We start from the raw sequence: 17,742 nt of genomic DNA on the forward strand, positions 1-17,742 counted from the left end.
AAAGGCCGGAGATTTGTCCCCCCGGCCTTAGTGTTCAGTGGCTTTCTGTCTGGTCCGGCCGTTGCGGCGGGGAGACCAGCGTGTCCGCCGAATATTTCTTCAGCAGATGCTCGCGTTCGAAGGCGATGTGGCGGCGCATGGTTTCGAAGAAGCCGCGCAGCATGTAGCCGGTCGCCTCGATGTTGACCGGATTGCCTGATCCCAACCGCAACAGTGCGTCTGTCAGCTCTTCGGCGAAGCACTCGTCTTCGCAGTGTTCGAACTTCAGCCGGGATACCGTCTCCCGAAGGGAATCATCGCCCGGCGAAGATTGCTGGAGCCACGGAAACAGGACATGTTCCTCGTAGTGGTGCGCGCCCTTGATCAGCGGCCCAAGCGCCTTTGCCGCATAGATGCACTTCTGCCGATTGACGCTCGACGGCAGGGAATCGGCGATCTCCTCTAGCTGGTCGCATAACGCCAGCTGCTCGCGATGGATGCCCAGAAGCCAGGCCAGAGGCCGCGTCTGCGGTGAAAGCAGGCTGCCGATAGGCGGTGCTCCACCTTCGTTTCCTTCACCCGTGTTTATCATTTTCACCCTCCGGTCGTGATGATGCATGCAAATCAGTTCCCCCAGGGCTCCTGTATCGATTGAAAAGCGGCTCCCAACATTGATTTGGATCAAGGTGGCGGCGGTCCCGGAATGAGAAGTGTTCGCTGGACGAAGGGGGCGAGTCCGGCATTCGGCGGAATCGGTCCCGACGCGAATTTCTTAAGCCGTTGGGGGTACCAACAATGAATTATACTTTGGAAACAGTGGCATTGGCCTTGGGGGCATTTCTTGCACTCCTCGGGGTGGCCTTTGCCCATGATAGCCTGTTTGCCGCCCATATGTGGGTGGCGTTCTTCTGTTTGCTTACCGCGACGATCGTCATGCTGCGGCGGGTGACGTTCGCGCCGGCCGGCGCCGGTTCCGCTGCCGCGAAATCTGAATATTTCGACGACGTGGTGCGCTACGGTGTCATCGCCACGGTCTTCTGGGGTGTCGTCGGCTTTCTTGTCGGCGTCGTGGTGGCGCTGCAGCTTGCCTTCCCGGATCTCAACATCGAGCCGTGGTTCAACTTCGGCCGCATGCGTCCGCTGCACACCTCGGCGGTGATCTTCGCCTTCGGTGGCAACGCGCTGATCGCGTCGTCCTTCTACGTCGTGCAGCGCACGTCGCGTGCGCGCCTGTTCGGGGGTTCGCTGCCCTGGTTCGTCTTCTGGGGCTACCAGCTGTTCATCGTCATGGCTGCGACCGGCTATCTTCTGGGCATTACCCAGGGCCGCGAATATGCCGAGCCGGAATGGTATGTCGACATCTGGCTGACGCTCGTCTGGGTCGCCTATCTCGTCGTCTTCCTCGGAACGATCCTGACGCGCAAGGAAAGCCACATCTATGTGGCCAACTGGTTCTACCTGTCCTTCATCGTCACCATCGCCATGCTGCACCTGGTCAACAACATGGCCATGCCGGTCTCCTTCCTCGGCGTTAAGAGCTATTCGGCCTTCTCGGGCGTGCAGGACGCTCTGACGCAGTGGTGGTACGGCCATAATGCGGTGGGCTTCTTCCTGACCGCCGGCTTCCTCGGGATGATGTATTACTTCGTTCCCAAGCAGGCCAACCGTCCGGTCTATTCCTACCGCCTGTCGATCGTGCACTTCTGGGCGCTGATCTTCCTCTACATCTGGGCCGGTCCGCACCATCTGCACTACACCGCTCTGCCGGACTGGGCACAGACGCTGGGCATGGTGTTCTCGATCATGCTGTGGATGCCCTCCTGGGGCGGCATGATCAACGGCCTGATGACGCTCTCGGGCGCCTGGGACAAGATCCGCACCGACCCGATCATCCGCATGATGGTCATGGCCATCGCCTTCTACGGCATGTCGACCTTCGAAGGTCCGATGATGTCGATCAAGGCCGTCAACTCGCTCAGCCACTACACGGACTGGACCATCGGTCACGTTCACTCAGGCGCGCTCGGCTGGGTCGGCATGATCTCGTTCGGCATGATCTACTTCCTGGTGCCGAAGCTGTGGAACCGTGAACGGCTCTACAGCCTGCGCCTGGTCAACTGGCACTTCTGGCTCGCTACCCTCGGCATCGTGGTCTACGCCGCCGTGATGTGGGTCGCAGGCATCCAGCAGGGCCTGATGTGGCGCGAATACGACAGCCAGGGCTTCCTGGTCTACTCGTTCGCCGAGTCGGTCGCCGCCATGTTCCCCTACTACGTGCTGCGTGCCGTCGGTGGCGCCATGTACCTGGCCGGGGCACTGATCATGGCCTTCAACGTCACCATGACCATTCTTGGCCATCAGCGGAACGAAGCACCCATTCCCGGTGCGGAGCCCGCGATGCAGGCCGCAGAATAAGGAGCCGGACCCATGTCCATACTTGAAAAACACGGCGTCATCGAACGCAACGCGACCCTGCTCTTGGTCTCGTCCCTGCTGGTGGTCACGATCGGCGGTATCGTGGAAATTGCTCCGCTGTTCTACCTCCAGAACACCATCGAAAAGGTGGAAGGCATGCGGCCTTACTCGCCGCTGGAGCTTGCCGGCCGTGACATCTACATCCGCGAAGGGTGCTATGTCTGCCACAGCCAGATGATCCGTCCGTTCCGCGACGAGGTCGAACGCTATGGTCACTACAGCCTGGCGGCGGAGTCCATGTACGACCATCCCTTCCAGTGGGGATCGAAGCGTACCGGTCCGGATCTCGCCCGCGTCGGCGGCCGCTACTCGAACGAGTGGCACGTCCAGCACCTGACGGAACCGCGTGACGTGGTGCCGGAATCGGTGATGCCGAGCTATTCGTTCCTGAAGACCACGCCGCTGAAGTTCGATGATGTCTCGGGACATCTGAAGGCAAACGCGACGGTCGGCGTTCCCTATAGCCAGGAAATGATCGACAACGCCCAGGCAGACCTGGAGGCGCAGGCCAATCCGGACGCCGATACGTCCGGTATCGAGACCCGCTACCCGAAGGCCGTCCTCGGCGACTTCGACGGCAACCCCAAGGAGCTGACCGAAATGGACGCTCTGGTTGCCTATCTGCAGATGCTCGGCACGCTGGTCGATTTCTCGACCTACGACGATGCCTCGGGCTACCGGTAAGGAGGTCTGATCCATGGAAACCTACACCGCCATGCGTCACTTCGCCGACAGTTGGGGGCTGCTTGCCATGCTCCTCTTCTTCACCGGCGTGATCCTTTTCACCCTACGCCCCGGCGGCAAGAAAGCCGCCGACGAGGCCGCATCCATCCCTCTGAAGGAGGACTAAGAGATGTCGGACAAACATGACAAGCATGTCGACGACCTGAGCGGCGTCGAGACCACCGGCCACGTGTGGGACGGGATCCGAGAGCTCAACAACCCGCTGCCGCGCTGGTGGGTCTGGACGTTCTACGCAACCATCCTGTGGGCGATCGTCTACACGATCTTCTATCCGGCATGGCCGCTTCTGACCTCCAACACCAAGGGCGTGCTGAACCAGACCAACCGGTCCGATTTCGCCGCCCAGATGGCGGACGCCAAGGCTGAGCAGGCGGTGTATCTCGACAAGATCGCCGCCACTCCGGTCGATCAGATCGCCGCCAATCCCGAACTGTCGCAGTTTGCGATTGCCGGCGGTGCGGCTGCGTTCAAGGTCAACTGCGCGCCGTGCCACGGCTCGGGTGCTGCCGGCGGCATGGGCTATCCGAACCTGAACGACGACGACTGGCTGTGGGGCGGTGACGTCAATGCGATCTACACCACGATCGCGCACGGCATCCGCTACGACCAGGATCCGGATACCCGGGTCTCCGAAATGCCGGCCTTCGCCGACATTCTGGAACCGCAGCAGGTCAAGGAAGTCGCGGCCTACGTCTGGAGCCTGACCAGTACGCCGTCCGATCCGGCTCTCGTCGAGCCCGGCAAGCAGGTCTTCGCCGAAAACTGTGCATCCTGCCACGGCGAGGATGCCAAGGGCGGACGCGACTTCGGTGCGCCGAACCTCGCCGATGCCATCTGGCTGAAGGCGGACGGCGAGGCGGGTATCGCGGCACAGGTCGCTGCTCCCAAGCATGGCGTCATGCCGGCCTGGACGGCACGCCTCGGCGACACCACGGTCAAGGAACTGGCCGTCTTCGTCCACTCGCTGGGTGGCGGCGAATAAGCCGAAGCTCGCAACGCGCAGTATCGAATACACGAAGCCGCCCGGTATCGCCGGGCGGCTTTTTCGTGGGCGTAGGCGAGGCAGCAGAGTCGGTGATCACCGATGCAGGAGATTTGGCGTGGTAACCAGCCCGCCAGCAGGCAAGACAAAAGGCCGCCCGGAGTTGAAGCCGGGCGGCCTTGCTGGTTCTGATCGATCCGCTGGTTAGTGCTGCGGATCGGCCTTTGCCCCATGCGGGACATGGGCGGTGTCGTGCTCGTCGACCTTCTTCGGGTCCTTCCAGGCGATCAGCCGGTAGAACATGGGGATGAAGAAGGTGGCGATGAAGGTCGCTGCCAGCATGCCGCCGATGACGCCGGTGCCGATCGCGTGCCGGCTTGCCGAACCGGCACCGGTGGAAATCGCCAGCGGCACGACGCCGAGGATGAAGGCGAGCGAGGTCATGACGATCGGTCGGAAGCGCAGCCGGGCTGCCTCCAGGGCGGCGTCGACCGCACTCTTGCCTTCCTGTCGCTTCAGGACGGCGAATTCCACGATCAGGATCGCGTTCTTCGCCGCCAGGCCGATCAGAGTCACCATGCCGATCTGGAAGTAGACGTCGTTCGTCAGTCCGCGCAGCATTGTCGCCGCCAGTGCGCCGAAGAGGGCGAACGGGATCGCGGTGATGACGGCGAGCGGCAGGCTCCATTTTTCATACTGCGCCGCCAGGATCAGGAAGACCATGATGACGCCGAAGATCATCGCCTGGTTGCCGGAGCCGCTGGTTTCGAGCTCCTGGTAGGCGGAGCCCGTCCAGGCAATGCTGTAGCCGGTCGGAAGCGTTTCCTTCGCAACCGCCTGCATGGCCTTGATCGCGTCGCCGGAGGTGTAGCCGGGCGCCGGCTCGCCGGTGATCTTCGCCGCGATGAAGGCGTTGAAGCGTTCGAGCTGGTCCGGCCCGACGATGCGCTCGACGGACACGAGCGAGTCGAGCGGGATCATCTTGCCGCTGTCGGAGCGCACGAAGACCTGCCGGAGATCGCTCGGCGATTCACGGAAGAGGGCTTCGGACTGCAGGTTGACCTGATAGTTGCGGCCGTAAAGCGTGAAGTCGTTCACGTAGAGGCTGCCGAAGGTCGCCTGCATGGCTTCGAACACCGAGTTGATCGGCACCCCAAGCGCCTTGGCCTTGGCGCGATCGAGATCGGCCCGGAACTGCGGCACGTTGGAGTCGAAGGTGGTGCGAACATTCGTCAGCTCCGGACGCTTTGCCGCGGCGGCGACGAGCTTCTGGGTCTGGTCGGCAAGACCGGCGACGCCCTGGCCGGTGCGGTCCTGCAGGTAGGTTTCGAAGCCACCAGTGGTCGACAGGCCGAGGATCGGCGGCGGGTTGAATGTGAGGATCAGGGCGTCCTTGATTCCCATGTTCATGCCGATCAGAGGGCCGGCGAGGTTGCGGGCGTCAAGATCGGGCGTCTTGCGCTCGTCCCAGTCCTTCAGCGTCACGAATGCCGTTCCGGCATTGGTCTTCAGGCCGCCGGAAATGAGATCGTAGCCGGCGACCGAGAAGACGTCCTTGACGGCCGGATGCTGGCGGGTGATCTGGCTCGACTGTTCCATGGCCGCTTCGGAGCGCGTCAGCGATGCTGCCGGCGGCAGAATGCCGATCTGGAACAGCACGCCCTGGTCCTCGGAAGGGACCAGCGATCCGGGCAGGGTGGTGAACATGTAGGCCGTCGCGCCGAGCAGGCCGCAGACGAGAACGAGGCCGACCACGAAGCGCTTGAGGAGGAAGCGTACCCCGGCCGTGTAGCCCGCCGTGACGCTGTCGAAGAACCGGTTGAAGATGCGGAACGGCAGAAGCGGTTCCTGATGGCCGGGCTTCAGGATGAGCGCGCAGAGCGCCGGCGTCAGTGTCAGGGCGACGATGCCGGACAGGACGACGGAGATGGCGATCGTCACGGCGAACTGCTTGTACATGGCGCCGGCGAGGCCGCCCATGAAGGAGACCGGGATGAACACCGCGCACAACACGAGCACGATCGCGATGACCGGACCGGTCACTTCGCTCATCGCCTTGATCGCAGCCTGCCGTGGCGGCAGCTTTTCCTGCGACATCAGACGTTCGACGTTTTCCAGCACCACGATCGCGTCGTCGACCACGATACCGATCGCCAGCACAAGTCCGAAGAGGGTCAGAAGGTTGATCGAGAAGCCGAGGATGTAAATACCGGCGAAGGTGCCGATGATCGAGATCGGCACGGCGATGACCGGGATCAAGGTCGCCCGCCAGTTCTGCAGGAAGATGAAGACGACGGCGACAACCAGGATGATCGCCTCGATGAAGGTATGGATGACTTCCTCGATGGAGACCTGGATGAACTTCGTCGTGTCGTAGGGGATCTGGTAGGTAATGCCCTCGGGGAAGGCGGTCTTCAGCTCTTCGAGCCGGGCCCTGACGCCGCTCATGGTGTCGAGCGCGTTGGCGCCGGACTGCAGGTAGATCAGGATCGGGATCGCCGGCGTGCCATTGAGGGTGCTCGAAACCGCGTAGCTCTTGGTTCCGAGTTCGATGCGGGCGACGTCCTTCAGGCGAAGGGTCGCGGCGTTCGAATCCGACTTCAGGATGATATTGCCGAAGGCGGCGACGTCCGGAAGACGGCCTTGCGTGGTGACGGAGTAGGTGAAGGCCAGATTGTTGGGATCGGGTTGGTCGCCGAAACGACCGGCGGCGAATTGGGCATTCTGTTCGCGGATCGCATTGGAGACATCGCTTGGCGTCAGGTTGAACTGCGCCAGCTTGTCCGGCCTCAGCCAGATGCGCATCGAGTAGTCGATGTCACCGAGAAGCTGCGCGTCACCGACGCCCGGCACGCGCTTGAGATCGTCGATGACGTTCAAGAGCGCATAGTTGCCGATGTAGGTCCGGTCGTACTTGTTGTCGGGGGAGTACATGGCGACGAGGCCGAGGATCGACGTGGAGCGCTTTGCGACCACGACGCCCAATCGCGTCACGTCCTGGGGCAGGGTGGACGTCGCGCGTTGGACGCGGTTGTTGACGTCGATCGCCGCCTGGTCGGCGTCAGTGCCGAGGGCGAAGGTGACGGTCAACTGCATCGTACCGGCATTGGTGCTGGACGATTGCATATAGAGCATGTTCTCGACGCCGTTGATCTGCTGCTCCAAGGGGGCGGCGACGGTCTGGGCGACGGTTTCGGCGCTGGCGCCCGGATAATTGGCAGAGACCACCACCTGCGGCGGCGTCAGTTCCGGATACTGGGCGATCGGCAGCAGCCGAAGCGTGACGAAGCCGGCGAGAACGATGACGATGGAGATGACGGCGGCAAAGACCGGCCGGTCGATGAAGAAGCGGTAATTCATTTGCTTTCCGCCACCTTCTCGGCGTCGGCGGCCGGTGTCGCCTGAACCGGTCCACCCGGACGCACCTTGATGATGCCCTCGACGATCAGCTTGTCGCCCGCCTTGAGGCCGCTGTCGACGATCCAGCCCTCGGTGACCTTGCGGTCGAGCGTGACGGGAGAAATCTTGGCGTTGCCGTCGTCACCGACGGTGTAGACGAACTGTCCCTTGGCGCCCTGCATGAGGGCGACGTCCGGGATGAGGATGGCGTCGTCGAGCGAGACGCCGGTCACCGTGGCGCGCACGAACTGGCCGGGAAGGAGACGCTTTTCCGGGTTTGCGACGATGGCGCGCGCCTGCAGCGTGCCGGTCTCGACGTCAATCGACGAGGAGGTGAAGTCGACGGCTGCCTTCTTGTCATATTTGGTGCCGTCGCCGAAGGAAATGTCGACGGTCAGCTTGGGCTCCTCGCCCTTGGCCTTGCGCATGTCGAGCAGGTGGCGGACTTCCGCGGCCTCGCTGTCGGAAAAGGAGAAGTTGACGTAAACTGGATCGAGTTGCGTGATGCTGGTCAGGAACTCGCTGGCGCTCAAGAGGCTGCCTTCCGGCACCTGCTGAAGGCTGGTGATGCCGCCGATCGGCGCGGTCACCGATGTATAGCCGAGATTCAATTCCGCGGTCTGCACCGTCGCGCGGCCGGCGGCGACCGTCGCCTCGGCCAGTTCGCGGGATGAAATGGCGTCGTCACGGGACTTTTCGCTGCCGACCTTCTGGTCGAACAGGCTGGTGGCGCGTGCCTCTTCGCGCTTGGCCTGGTCGAGCTGGGCCTGTGCCTGCTGCAATTGCGCCTTCGCCTGCGCCAGCGCTGCCTCGTAGGGAGCCGGATCGATGTTGAAGAGGATATCGCCCTTCTTGACCTCGGAGCCCTCGATGAAATTGCGCTTCAGCAGGATGCCGCCGACGCGGGCGCGGACCTCCACCTTGCTGTAGGCAGAGATGCGGGCGGCATACTGGAATGTCAGCGGAACCGTTTGCGGCTTGATCTCGAGCACTGTGACGGCGGGAGGCGGCGGCGCCTGCTGGGACATCGCCGGAAGGGCTGTCAGCACGCCCGTGAGCATGGCGAGACCCGCGGTCAGACCGGTCTTCTTCGTCAAATTTCGAAACATCAATGATCACCTTGACTGAATATGTGAGGCTGAAAAATCGCTTTGAAGCGGGGCATGTTGCCGCGCACTTTATAAGGGCGGCATTTTGGATGTAAATAATCATTTGATTAAACGTGGAGAAAATGGGGCAAAAGCCGAGCCCGGTTGTGGCAAGTTGGCATCACCTCCGTTCGCTTCGACACGATCCGAAAGCATCATCGGCATTTGTATTCACTATTTCATATGTTTGTGACGCTTTGCCGCAGCTTGACATAAGTCAAGGCAGCAAGCCGGTGCCGATGGGAGAAAGGCGACAGATTCACGAGGTCTGTTTCCATGAACATTTACACGTCGGACAAGCCGGAAACCCAGGCGGAAGACGTCGAGCGGCTCGAAGCACAGCCGGTCAACTCCGCCAAGGTTCGCAAGCCGCTTTACGAGGCGCGCAAGAAAATCTTTCCGAAGCGTGCGCAGGGGCGATTCCGCCAGTTCAAATGGATCGTGATGCTGATCACGCTCGGCATCTACTATCTGACGCCGTGGTTGCGCTATGATCGCGGTCCCTATGCGCCGGATCAAGCGGTGCTGGTCGATCTCGCCAACCGGCGCTTCTACTTCTTCTTCATCGAAATCTGGCCGCAGGAGTTCTTCTTCGTCGCCGGCCTGCTGGTGATGGCCGGGTTCGGGCTGTTCCTGATCACGTCTGCCGTCGGCCGCGCCTGGTGCGGCTATACCTGTCCGCAGACCGTCTGGGTCGATCTCTTCCTCGTCGTCGAGCGAGCGATCGAGGGCGACCGCAATGCGCGCATGCGCCTCGACAAGGCGCCGTGGAGCTTCGACAAGCTCTGGCGGCGGGTCAGCAAGCACGCCATCTGGATCCTGATCGGGGTTGCCACGGGCGGCGCCTGGATCTTCTATTTCGCCGACGCGCCGGCGCTTGCGCTCAGCTTTGTCGAAGGCAGTGCGCCGCCGGTGGCATACATGACCGTCGCCATCCTGACGGCGACCACCTATGTGTTCGGCGGGCTGATGCGCGAGCAGGTCTGCACCTACATGTGTCCCTGGCCGCGCATCCAGGCGGCGATGCTGGACGAGAACTCGCTGGTCGTCACCTATAACGACTGGCGCGGCGAGCCTCGTTCGCGCCATGCCAAGAAGATGGCGGCTGCCGGCCAGCCGGTCGGCGACTGCGTCGATTGCAATGCCTGCGTGGCGGTCTGTCCGATGGGCATCGACATTCGCGACGGCCAGCAGCTCGAATGCATCACCTGCGCGCTTTGCATCGACGCCTGCGACGGCGTCATGGACAAGATCGGCAAGGAGCGCGGCCTGATCGCCTATGCGACGCTCGACGAGTACCAGTCCAACATGGCACTTGCTACCAGCAACGGCGCCCTGCCGATCACGCCCTCGAACATCCGCGCGGAAGACGGCACGTTCAACGACAAGATCCGTCATTTCAACTGGCGGGTGATCTTCCGCGCCCGCACGCTTCTTTACATGGGCGTCTGGTCGGCCGTCGGCATCGGGCTTCTGGTGGCGCTCCTGTCGCGCGACCGGCTGGGTCTCAACGTGCTGCACGACCGAAACCCGCAATATGTGATGGAGTCGGACGGTTCGATCCGCAACGGCTACACGCTGAAGATCCTCAACATGATCCCCGAGCCACGGGTGATCTTCCTGTCGATCGAGGGGCTGCCGGGCGCGACCATGAAGGTCAACGGCATCGACCAGCCGGAAGGCGTGAGCTTCGCCATCCCGGTCCAGCCGGACAGGGCCGACCCGCTGAAGGTGTTCGTGACCGTGCCGAAGGAGCGCATCTCGGGTGCCGTCTCTGAATTCCACTTCATCGCCGAAGACAAGTCGAGCTTCGAGAAGGACAGCTACGAAGCCGTCTTCAACGCCCCGGAGGGTACGAAATGAGCACCGCCATCAATTCCAAACGGGAATTCCGCTTCACCGGCTGGCATATGCTGGCAATCATGGTCAGCTTCTTCGGCGTGATCATTGCGGTCAACTTCACCATGGCCTATTTCGCCAGTTCCAGTTGGAGCGGTCTGGTGGACAAGGACACCTACGTCGCCAGCCAGAAGTTCAATGCTCGTGCGGCCGCCATGCGGGCGATCACTGAAACCGGGGTGAAAGGGGTGCTCACCGTCAACAGCCCCGATGTCCATTATGCGCTGGCGATCCCCGGCGAAGGGCCGGTGGTGGCCGATGACGTGACGGCGAACTTCCGCCGTCCGGTCGGCGAGCACCAGGACTTCTCGATGGCTCTGACGCCGATCGGCCCGGGCGAGTTTACCGCTACGCATGACATTCCCGCTGGACAGTGGATTGTCGAGATCATTGCGAAGCGCGGCGAGGACGTGGTGATGCACGAAGCCCGCCGTTTCTACGTGAAACCCAACTGAAACCCCAAGGAGCATGACCCGATGAGCTGCTGCGCGCCGGGAACCGAAGCCGCACTGGAAGCCGAACAGGCCAGCCACAGCCTGCCTTCGCGCGAGGAACTGTGGCTCGCCTCCCGTGATCTCGGGCAGGGCGAGCGCCAGACAGATCTCAGCGTGCCCGGCGTCTATTGCGGCGCCTGCATCTCGACAGTCGAAAACGCGCTGCGGAAGCAGAAGGGCATCGTGCGCGCCCGCGTGAACCTGTCGTCGAAACGGGTTTCCTTCGTCTGGCGCGAGGAGGTCGATGGACGGCGGACCGATCCGCTGACCTTTGCCACGGCAATTGCCAATACCGGCTATCAGGCGCATCTCTTCGTGCCGGGCGAGGACGAAAGCCGCGGCATGCTGAACCAGCTGCTGCGCGCCGTCGCGGTCGCCGGCTTTGCGGCGGCGAACATCATGCTGCTGTCGGTTTCCGTCTGGTCCGGGGCCGAAGCCGCGACGCGCGACATGTTCCACTGGATTTCGGCGATGATTGCCGGGCCGGCGCTGATCTATTCCGGCCGCTTCTTCTTCATCTCCGCCTGGGGCGCGCTGAAGCATGGCCGCGCCAACATGGACGTGCCGATCTCGCTCGCCGTCATTCTCGCCTATGGCATGTCGCTGTGGGAAACCATGCATCACGGCGCGCATGCCTGGTTCGACGCCTCCGTCACACTCCTGTTCTTCCTGCTGATCGGCCGCACGCTCGACCATATGATGCGCGACCGGGCGCGTTCGGCGATCACCGGACTGGCGAAACTGTCGCCGCGCGGCGCGATGATCATCACGGATGAGGGCGGCCGCGAATACCGCCCGATCGAGGATGTACGGCCGGGCGACAGGATCGCCATTGCCGCCGGCGAGCGTGTGCCGGTCGACGGCGTGATCGAAAGCGGTGTCAGCGATCTCGACAAGTCGATCGTCACCGGCGAGAGCGTGCCGGTGAGGGCCGTGGCGGGAGACGCGCTGCAGGCCGGCGTCGTCAACCTGACCGGCCCCGTCGTCCTGAAGGCGACCGCGACGGCGCGCGACTCGTTCCTGGCGGAAATCATCGGCCTGATGGAATCGGCAGAAGGGGGCAGGGCGCGCTATCGCCGGATTGCCGACAGGGCCGCGGAAATCTATGCGCCTGCCGTTCATCTGCTGGCCTTTGGCGCCTTCCTGTTCTGGGGTTTTTACGGCGGCGACTGGAAGCATGCGCTTCTGGTGGCGATCGCCGTGCTGATCATCACCTGCCCCTGCGCGCTCGGGCTGGCGGTGCCTGTCGTCCAGGTCGTTGCTGCCGGACGGCTGTTCAAGAACGGCATCATGGTCAAGGACGGCTCGGCGATGGAACGGCTTGCCGAGATCGACACCGTTCTTTTCGACAAGACCGGCACGCTGACCGCCGGACGGCCGGAACTGGTCGGCAAGGACGAGCTCAATGCCGGCTATCTCGATATTGCCGCGGAGCTCGCCAGACATTCCAATCATCCTCTGTCGGCCGCGCTGGCGCGGCACGGCCGGGCAAGCGGACAGCGCTTCGATGCCATTCAGGAGGTTCCCGGCGCCGGGCTCCAAGCCGAAACGGCCGAGGGCGTCTACCGGCTTGGCAGCCGTCTCTTCGCCTGCGGTGCGGGCGCCCATGCGGACACGTCGGCGGAAGCCTATTCGGAGGTTGTCCTGTCGCTCGATGGTCGCGAATTGCAGGTGTTCCGGTTCCGCGACCACATGCGCGCCGATGCCGGTCGGGCTCTCGCGGAGCTTGCCGGAAAGGGCATCCGCACCGCGATGATTTCGGGCGACCGCGAGCCGGTGGTGAAAGCGTTTGCCGCGCGTCTCGGCATTTCCGACTGGAGAGCCGGCATGTCGCCGAAGGACAAGGCAGAGCATTGCGCGCGGCTGAAGGAAGAGGGACGCAGCGTGCTGATGGTCGGCGACGGCATCAACGATGCGCCGGCGCTGTCGGCGGCGCATGTCTCGATGGCCCCGGCGACGGCCGCCGATATCGGCCGGCAAGCCGCCGACTTCGTCTTCATGCATGAAAGCCTTGAGGCCGTGCCGCTGGCGATTGCTGTGTCTCGGCGTGCCGGGCGGCTGATCCGCGAGAATTTCGGTCTCGCGATCGTCTATAACGTCATCGCAGTGCCCATCGCGCTGATGGGGCTGGCAACGCCGCTGATCGCCGCCATCGCCATGTCGTCTTCGTCCATCATCGTCGTTCTGAACGCGCTGCGGTTGAACCGGCTCGGCCGTGCGAGGGCGCAGGAAGACGCAAAGCCCAAGGCCGGTTCGACGGCCGCGCCGAGGGTGGATGCCAAGGCGGCTTTGTCATGAGCAATCTCGTCCTTTTGATCCCGATTGCGCTGTTTCTCGGCGGTCTCGGTCTCTTTGCCTTCCTCTGGTCGCTGAAAAGTGGCCAGTACGAGGATCTCGACGGCGCTGCCTGGCGCGTGCTCGACGACGATGACGACAGGCCGGCGGCCGGTTGAGATCACAAGTTATTCAATCGATTATTTTGACACTTGTCGTCTCGGACCCTAAGTGCCACAACTCCCCCCGCAAGACTCTAGGGAGATTGAAGACGTGGAACAGGCAGAAATCGGTTTGATCGGTCTCGGTGTCATGGGTGCGAATCTCGCGCTCAATATCGCCGAAAAGGGCAACAAGATCGCGGTGTTCAACCGGACCGTCGAGAAGACGCACGAGTTTTTCAAGGACGCGGGCGCGCTCAAAGACAAGATCATTCCTTGCGAGACCATCGAGGATTTCGTCGCCGCTATCCGGCCGCCGCGGCCGATCATCATCATGATCAAGGCCGGCGAGGCCGTCGACCAGCAGATCGAGCACCTGAAGCCGTATCTCTCCTCCGGCGACATCATGATTGACGCCGGCAATGCCAATTTCCGCGACACCATGGCCCGTTTCGACCGGCTGAAGGACACCGAGCTGACCTTTATCGGCATGGGCGTTTCCGGTGGCGAAGAGGGTGCACGTCACGGCCCGTCGATCATGGTCGGCGGCACGGAGGCCTCCTACAAGCGCGTCGAGAAGGTGCTGACGTCTATTGCCGCCAAGTATGACGGCGATCCCTGCTGCGCCTGGCTCGGCGAAAACGGCGCAGGCCACTTCGTCAAGACGATCCACAACGGCATCGAATATGCCGACATGCAGATGATCGCCGAAATCTACGGCGTCCTGCGCGACGGCTTCGGCAAGACGGCTGGCGAGATGGCCGACGTCTTCGGCGATTGGAACAAGGGTCGCCTCAACTCCTACCTCATCGAAATCACCGAAAAGGTGCTGTCGGCCGCCGATCCGATTTCCGGCAAGCCGATGGTCGACATGATCCTCGACAAGGCCGGCCAGAAGGGCACGGGCAAGTGGTCGGTGATCGAAAGCCAGCAGATGGGCATCCCGGCGACCGCGATCGAGGCAGCCGTGGCTGCACGCTCGTTGTCATCGATGAAGGGCGAGCGCGAAGCTGCCGAGAAGATCTTCGGCCTCGAATCCGCATCCTATCCGGCGAGCTACGGCCCGGACCTGCTCAAGGACCTCGAACTGGCGCTGTTTGCCGGCAAGATCGGCGCCTATGCGCAGGGATTCGCAGTCATGTCTGCCGCGTCGAAGGAATTCGACTGGTCGCTGCCGATGCCGGTGATCGCCAAGATCTGGCGCGCCGGCTGCATTATCCGTTCGCAGTTCCTCGACGAGATCACCAAGGCGTTCACCGAGACGCCGGATGCGGCGAACCTCGTCGTCACGCCGGCGTTTTCGGCCATGCTGAAGGAATCGCTGCCGAGCCTGCGCCGTGTCGTTACCGCGGCGCTTGCCGCCGGCCTGCCGGTTCCGGCGCTCGCGTCGGCGCTCACTTATTTCGACAGCTACCGCCGCAGCCGCGGCACGGCGAACATGATTCAGGCGCAGCGCGATTTCTTCGGCGCGCATGGTTTCGACCGCGTCGACGGTGCCGACAGCCACCATGGTCCGTGGGGCAGCGGTGCAGGAGCGGGGGCGTAAGGCCCCTGGTTCCGACGATACTACACTGACAACCTTGGGAGGGGATCATGACGGTCGATCTGGCTGGAGAATGGCGGCTGAGCGATGGCGAGCATGCTGTCGCCATATCACTTCCCGGTGACGTCCACTCGGCGCTGCAGGCGGCGGGCGTGATCCCGGACCCCTATGCCGGCCGCAACGAAGAGGTCGTGCAATGGGTGGCGCATCGCGACTGGACGCTGGAGCGCAGCTTCACGCTCGATGACGCCGATGGTGACTGGTATCTCGATGTCGACTATCTCGATACGGTCGCGACTGTCGCCGTCAACGGCGTCGTCGTGCTCGAGGCCGACAACTGCTTCCGTCGTTATCGTCCGGATGTGACGAAGGCGCTGAAGGCCGGCGAGAACATCATCCGCATCGTCATCCATTCCAGCATTGCAGTCGGCGCGGAGCGGCAGGCAGCGCAGCCCTTCTACATTCCCTACCAGCAGGCCAATTCGCCTATCCCGAATGGCAACATGCTGCGCAAGCCACAATGCCATTTCGGCTGGGACTGGAACATCGCGATCGCGCCCCTGGGCGTCTACGGCACGATCGCGCTGAAGAAGCTGGAGACCGCTCGCATCGAGCATGTCGAGACGCGGCAAGTCTGGGACGAAGACGGCGTCGACCTGCATGTATCGGTGACCTTCCACGCTGCCGAGCCGGGCATCCTGCCGGTGCATTTCGATCTCGACGGCGAACGGGTGCGGCTCGATTGCGGGATCGGGGCCGGCGAGACGGTGATCCGCCACGTCTTCCGCGTCGACAATCCGAAGCGCTGGTGGCCGGCAGGAAGCGGCGAGCAGGCGCTGTCGACGCTGATGGTCGGCACGGCTTCGGAGAGCATAACGCGTCTTATCGGCTTCCGCGAAGTGGAACTGGTGACCGACAAGGACGAGGCCGGCAGTCGCTTCGTCCTCAAGGTCAACGGCCGCGAAATCTTCTGCCGCGGCGCCAACTGGATTCCTGCCGACGCGCTGTTTTCGCGCACCAGCCCGGAGAAGACCGAGGCGCTGCTGCAGGCGGCGTCCGACGCCAACATGAACATGATCCGCATCTGGGGTGGCGGATTCTACGAGCATGACTGGTTCTACGACATGTGCGACCGGCTGGGGCTGATGGTCTGGCAGGACTTCATGTTTGCCTGCAACCTCTATCCGTCGACCGACGACTTTCTGGAAAACGTCTCCGCCGAGGTCGACTATCAGGTCCGGCGGCTGATCTCGCATCCATCGATCGTCCTTTGGTGCGGCGACAACGAACTCGTTGGCGCGCTCACCTGGTTCAAGGAGTCGCTGGAAAACCGCGACCGCTATCTTGTGTCCTACGACCGTCTGAACCGGACGATCGAGCAGGCGCTGAAGGCTGCCTCCAAGGACGCCATCTGGTGGCCGTCAAGCCCGGCGTCGGGCTATCTCGATTTTGGCGACGCCTGGCACGCCGACGGCTCCGGCGACATGCATTACTGGTCGGTCTGGCACGAGAACAAGTCGTTCGACAATTATCGGACCGTGCGCCCGCGCTTCTGCTCGGAGTTCGGCTTCCAGTCCTATACGTCGATGCCGGTGATCCGTGACTTCGCGGCGGAAAAGGACATGAACATCGCCTCGCCGGTGATCGAGCTTCACCAGAAGAATGCCGGTGGCAACGAGCGGATTGCCGGAACGATGTTCCGTTATTTCCGCTTTCCGAAGGATTTTGAGAATTTCGTCTATCTGAGCCAGGTCCAGCAGGCGCTGGCGATCAGGACCGCCGTCGATTTCTGGCGGTCGCTCAAACCGCACTGCATGGGCACGCTTTACTGGCAGCTGAACGATACCTGGCCCGTCGCATCCTGGTCGAGCCTCGATTATGGCGGCAGCTGGAAGGCGCTGCATTATTTTGCCCGCCGCTTCTTCCAGCCGCTGAACGTCGCGGCCATCCCGTCCGAGGATGGCGCCGAGATCGTGCTTTCGGCCGTCAACGATACGGGCGATGCGCTGACCATGGACCTGTCCCTCGATGCCGTATCGCTGGATGGGCGCCGGCGGTCCTTGCGCTCCGTGACTGTGGACGTGCCGGCCGACAGGGCGGTTGCAGCCTGCACCTTGCCGGTTGACGCGCTTGCGGCGGGAGAGCTCCTGTTCTGGCGTTTCAGCGGGGCGAACGGGATGGCCGGCGAGGGGCACTACTGCCACGGCACCTACAAGGCGCTGGAGCTTGAACCGGCGGGGCTTGTGGTCGAGCAGAAGGTGCTGCAAGACGGTGTTGTCGAGGTGATCGTCCGTGCCGAAGGTCTCGCGCTGTTCGTGTCGCTCGAAGCCGATGTTGCCGGCGCGTTCAGCGACAATGTCTTCGACCTGACGGCTGGCGAAGCAAGGACGGTCCTGTTCACGCCGGCAGTTGCCGGGACGCGGACGACGGTTTCGCTGCGCGATCTCCAGTCCTGCTATTCCGCAACGTAAACTTGTCTTCGTAAGGGAACCTTGCGACGATTCGGACGTTCTTTGTCCTGCAGGCCGCAATGCAGCACGTGCTGCCGCAAAGCGGTCTGCGAGATATCTTGATTTGCATCCCGAGAGCTCCTCCATCGGGCAGCCGCGATATTTTGCGGTGGCTTGGGGACTCGCGTAATTTT

General features: G+C 62.8%; 13 protein-coding genes. 10 read left to right on the forward strand and 3 right to left on the reverse strand.

Annotated features, from left to right (window positions below; genetic code table 11):
• Window positions 1-34: 34 nt before the first annotated feature.
• Entirely contained in the window at window positions 35-571 is a 537-nt protein-coding gene (locus ACU5AZ_RS19040; protein ID WP_446823883.1) for a hemerythrin domain-containing protein, read from the reverse strand.
• 203 nt (window positions 572-774) lie between these two features.
• Between ACU5AZ_RS19040 and ccoN the strand changes: the two genes are divergently transcribed.
• Genes ccoN through ccoP form a run of 4 tightly spaced genes read left to right on the forward strand, consistent with a single transcriptional unit; the run spans window position 775 to window position 4,180 of the window.
• Window positions 775-2,394, forward strand: a complete 1,620-nt coding sequence (gene ccoN / locus ACU5AZ_RS19045) for a cytochrome-c oxidase, cbb3-type subunit I (protein ID WP_446823884.1) — start codon at window positions 775-777, stop codon at window positions 2,392-2,394.
• A gap of 12 nt (window positions 2,395-2,406) precedes the next feature.
• Window positions 2,407-3,138, forward strand: coding sequence for a cytochrome-c oxidase, cbb3-type subunit II (gene ccoO, locus ACU5AZ_RS19050; RefSeq protein WP_446823885.1), 732 nt, complete (start codon window positions 2,407-2,409; stop codon window positions 3,136-3,138).
• 13 nt (window positions 3,139-3,151) lie between these two features.
• Window positions 3,152-3,304: a cbb3-type cytochrome c oxidase subunit 3 gene (locus tag ACU5AZ_RS19055; protein ID WP_261929849.1), complete on the forward strand. Its 153-nt coding sequence runs from the start codon at window positions 3,152-3,154 to the stop codon at window positions 3,302-3,304.
• A gap of 3 nt (window positions 3,305-3,307) precedes the next feature.
• Window positions 3,308-4,180 (forward strand): cytochrome-c oxidase, cbb3-type subunit III, encoded by an 873-nt coding sequence (gene ccoP, locus ACU5AZ_RS19060; protein WP_446823886.1) that lies wholly within the window; start codon window positions 3,308-3,310, stop codon window positions 4,178-4,180.
• Window positions 4,181-4,384: 204 nt separating this feature from the next.
• Here ccoP and ACU5AZ_RS19065 read toward each other — a convergent pair whose 3' ends face one another.
• Complete coding sequence (locus tag ACU5AZ_RS19065; protein WP_446823887.1) at window positions 4,385-7,540, reverse strand: efflux RND transporter permease subunit; 3,156 nt, start codon at window positions 7,538-7,540, stop codon at window positions 4,385-4,387.
• Window positions 7,537-8,688, reverse strand: coding sequence for an efflux RND transporter periplasmic adaptor subunit (locus ACU5AZ_RS19070; protein ID WP_446823888.1), 1,152 nt, complete (start codon window positions 8,686-8,688; stop codon window positions 7,537-7,539). The genes ACU5AZ_RS19065 and ACU5AZ_RS19070 overlap by 4 nt, the downstream gene beginning before the upstream one ends.
• Before the next feature lie 315 nt (window positions 8,689-9,003).
• Between ACU5AZ_RS19070 and ccoG the strand changes: the two genes are divergently transcribed.
• From ccoG to ACU5AZ_RS19100, 6 genes are all read left to right on the forward strand, one after another.
• On the forward strand, window positions 9,004-10,590 hold the full coding sequence (ccoG, locus tag ACU5AZ_RS19075; RefSeq protein WP_446823889.1) for a cytochrome c oxidase accessory protein CcoG: 1,587 nt from the start codon (window positions 9,004-9,006) through the stop codon (window positions 10,588-10,590).
• Complete coding sequence (locus ACU5AZ_RS19080; RefSeq protein WP_446823890.1) at window positions 10,587-11,081, forward strand: FixH family protein; 495 nt, start codon at window positions 10,587-10,589, stop codon at window positions 11,079-11,081. The genes ccoG and ACU5AZ_RS19080 overlap by 4 nt, the downstream gene beginning before the upstream one ends.
• A gap of 21 nt (window positions 11,082-11,102) precedes the next feature.
• Window positions 11,103-13,418: a cation-translocating P-type ATPase gene (locus ACU5AZ_RS19085; protein ID WP_446823891.1), complete on the forward strand. Its 2,316-nt coding sequence runs from the start codon at window positions 11,103-11,105 to the stop codon at window positions 13,416-13,418.
• Window positions 13,415-13,573: a cbb3-type cytochrome oxidase assembly protein CcoS gene (ccoS, locus tag ACU5AZ_RS19090; protein ID WP_446823892.1), complete on the forward strand. Its 159-nt coding sequence runs from the start codon at window positions 13,415-13,417 to the stop codon at window positions 13,571-13,573. The genes ACU5AZ_RS19085 and ccoS overlap by 4 nt, the downstream gene beginning before the upstream one ends.
• 94 nt (window positions 13,574-13,667) lie before the next feature.
• Window positions 13,668-15,101: an NADP-dependent phosphogluconate dehydrogenase gene (gene gndA / locus ACU5AZ_RS19095; RefSeq protein ID WP_446823893.1), complete on the forward strand. Its 1,434-nt coding sequence runs from the start codon at window positions 13,668-13,670 to the stop codon at window positions 15,099-15,101.
• A 47-nt stretch (window positions 15,102-15,148) separates the two neighbouring features.
• A complete protein-coding gene (locus ACU5AZ_RS19100; RefSeq protein ID WP_446823894.1) occupies window positions 15,149-17,569 on the forward strand; it encodes a glycosyl hydrolase 2 galactose-binding domain-containing protein in 2,421 nt (806 codons plus the stop codon).
• Window positions 17,570-17,742 lie beyond the last annotated feature (173 nt).

Source organism: Rhizobium sp. PAMB 3182, from assembly GCF_052908355.1.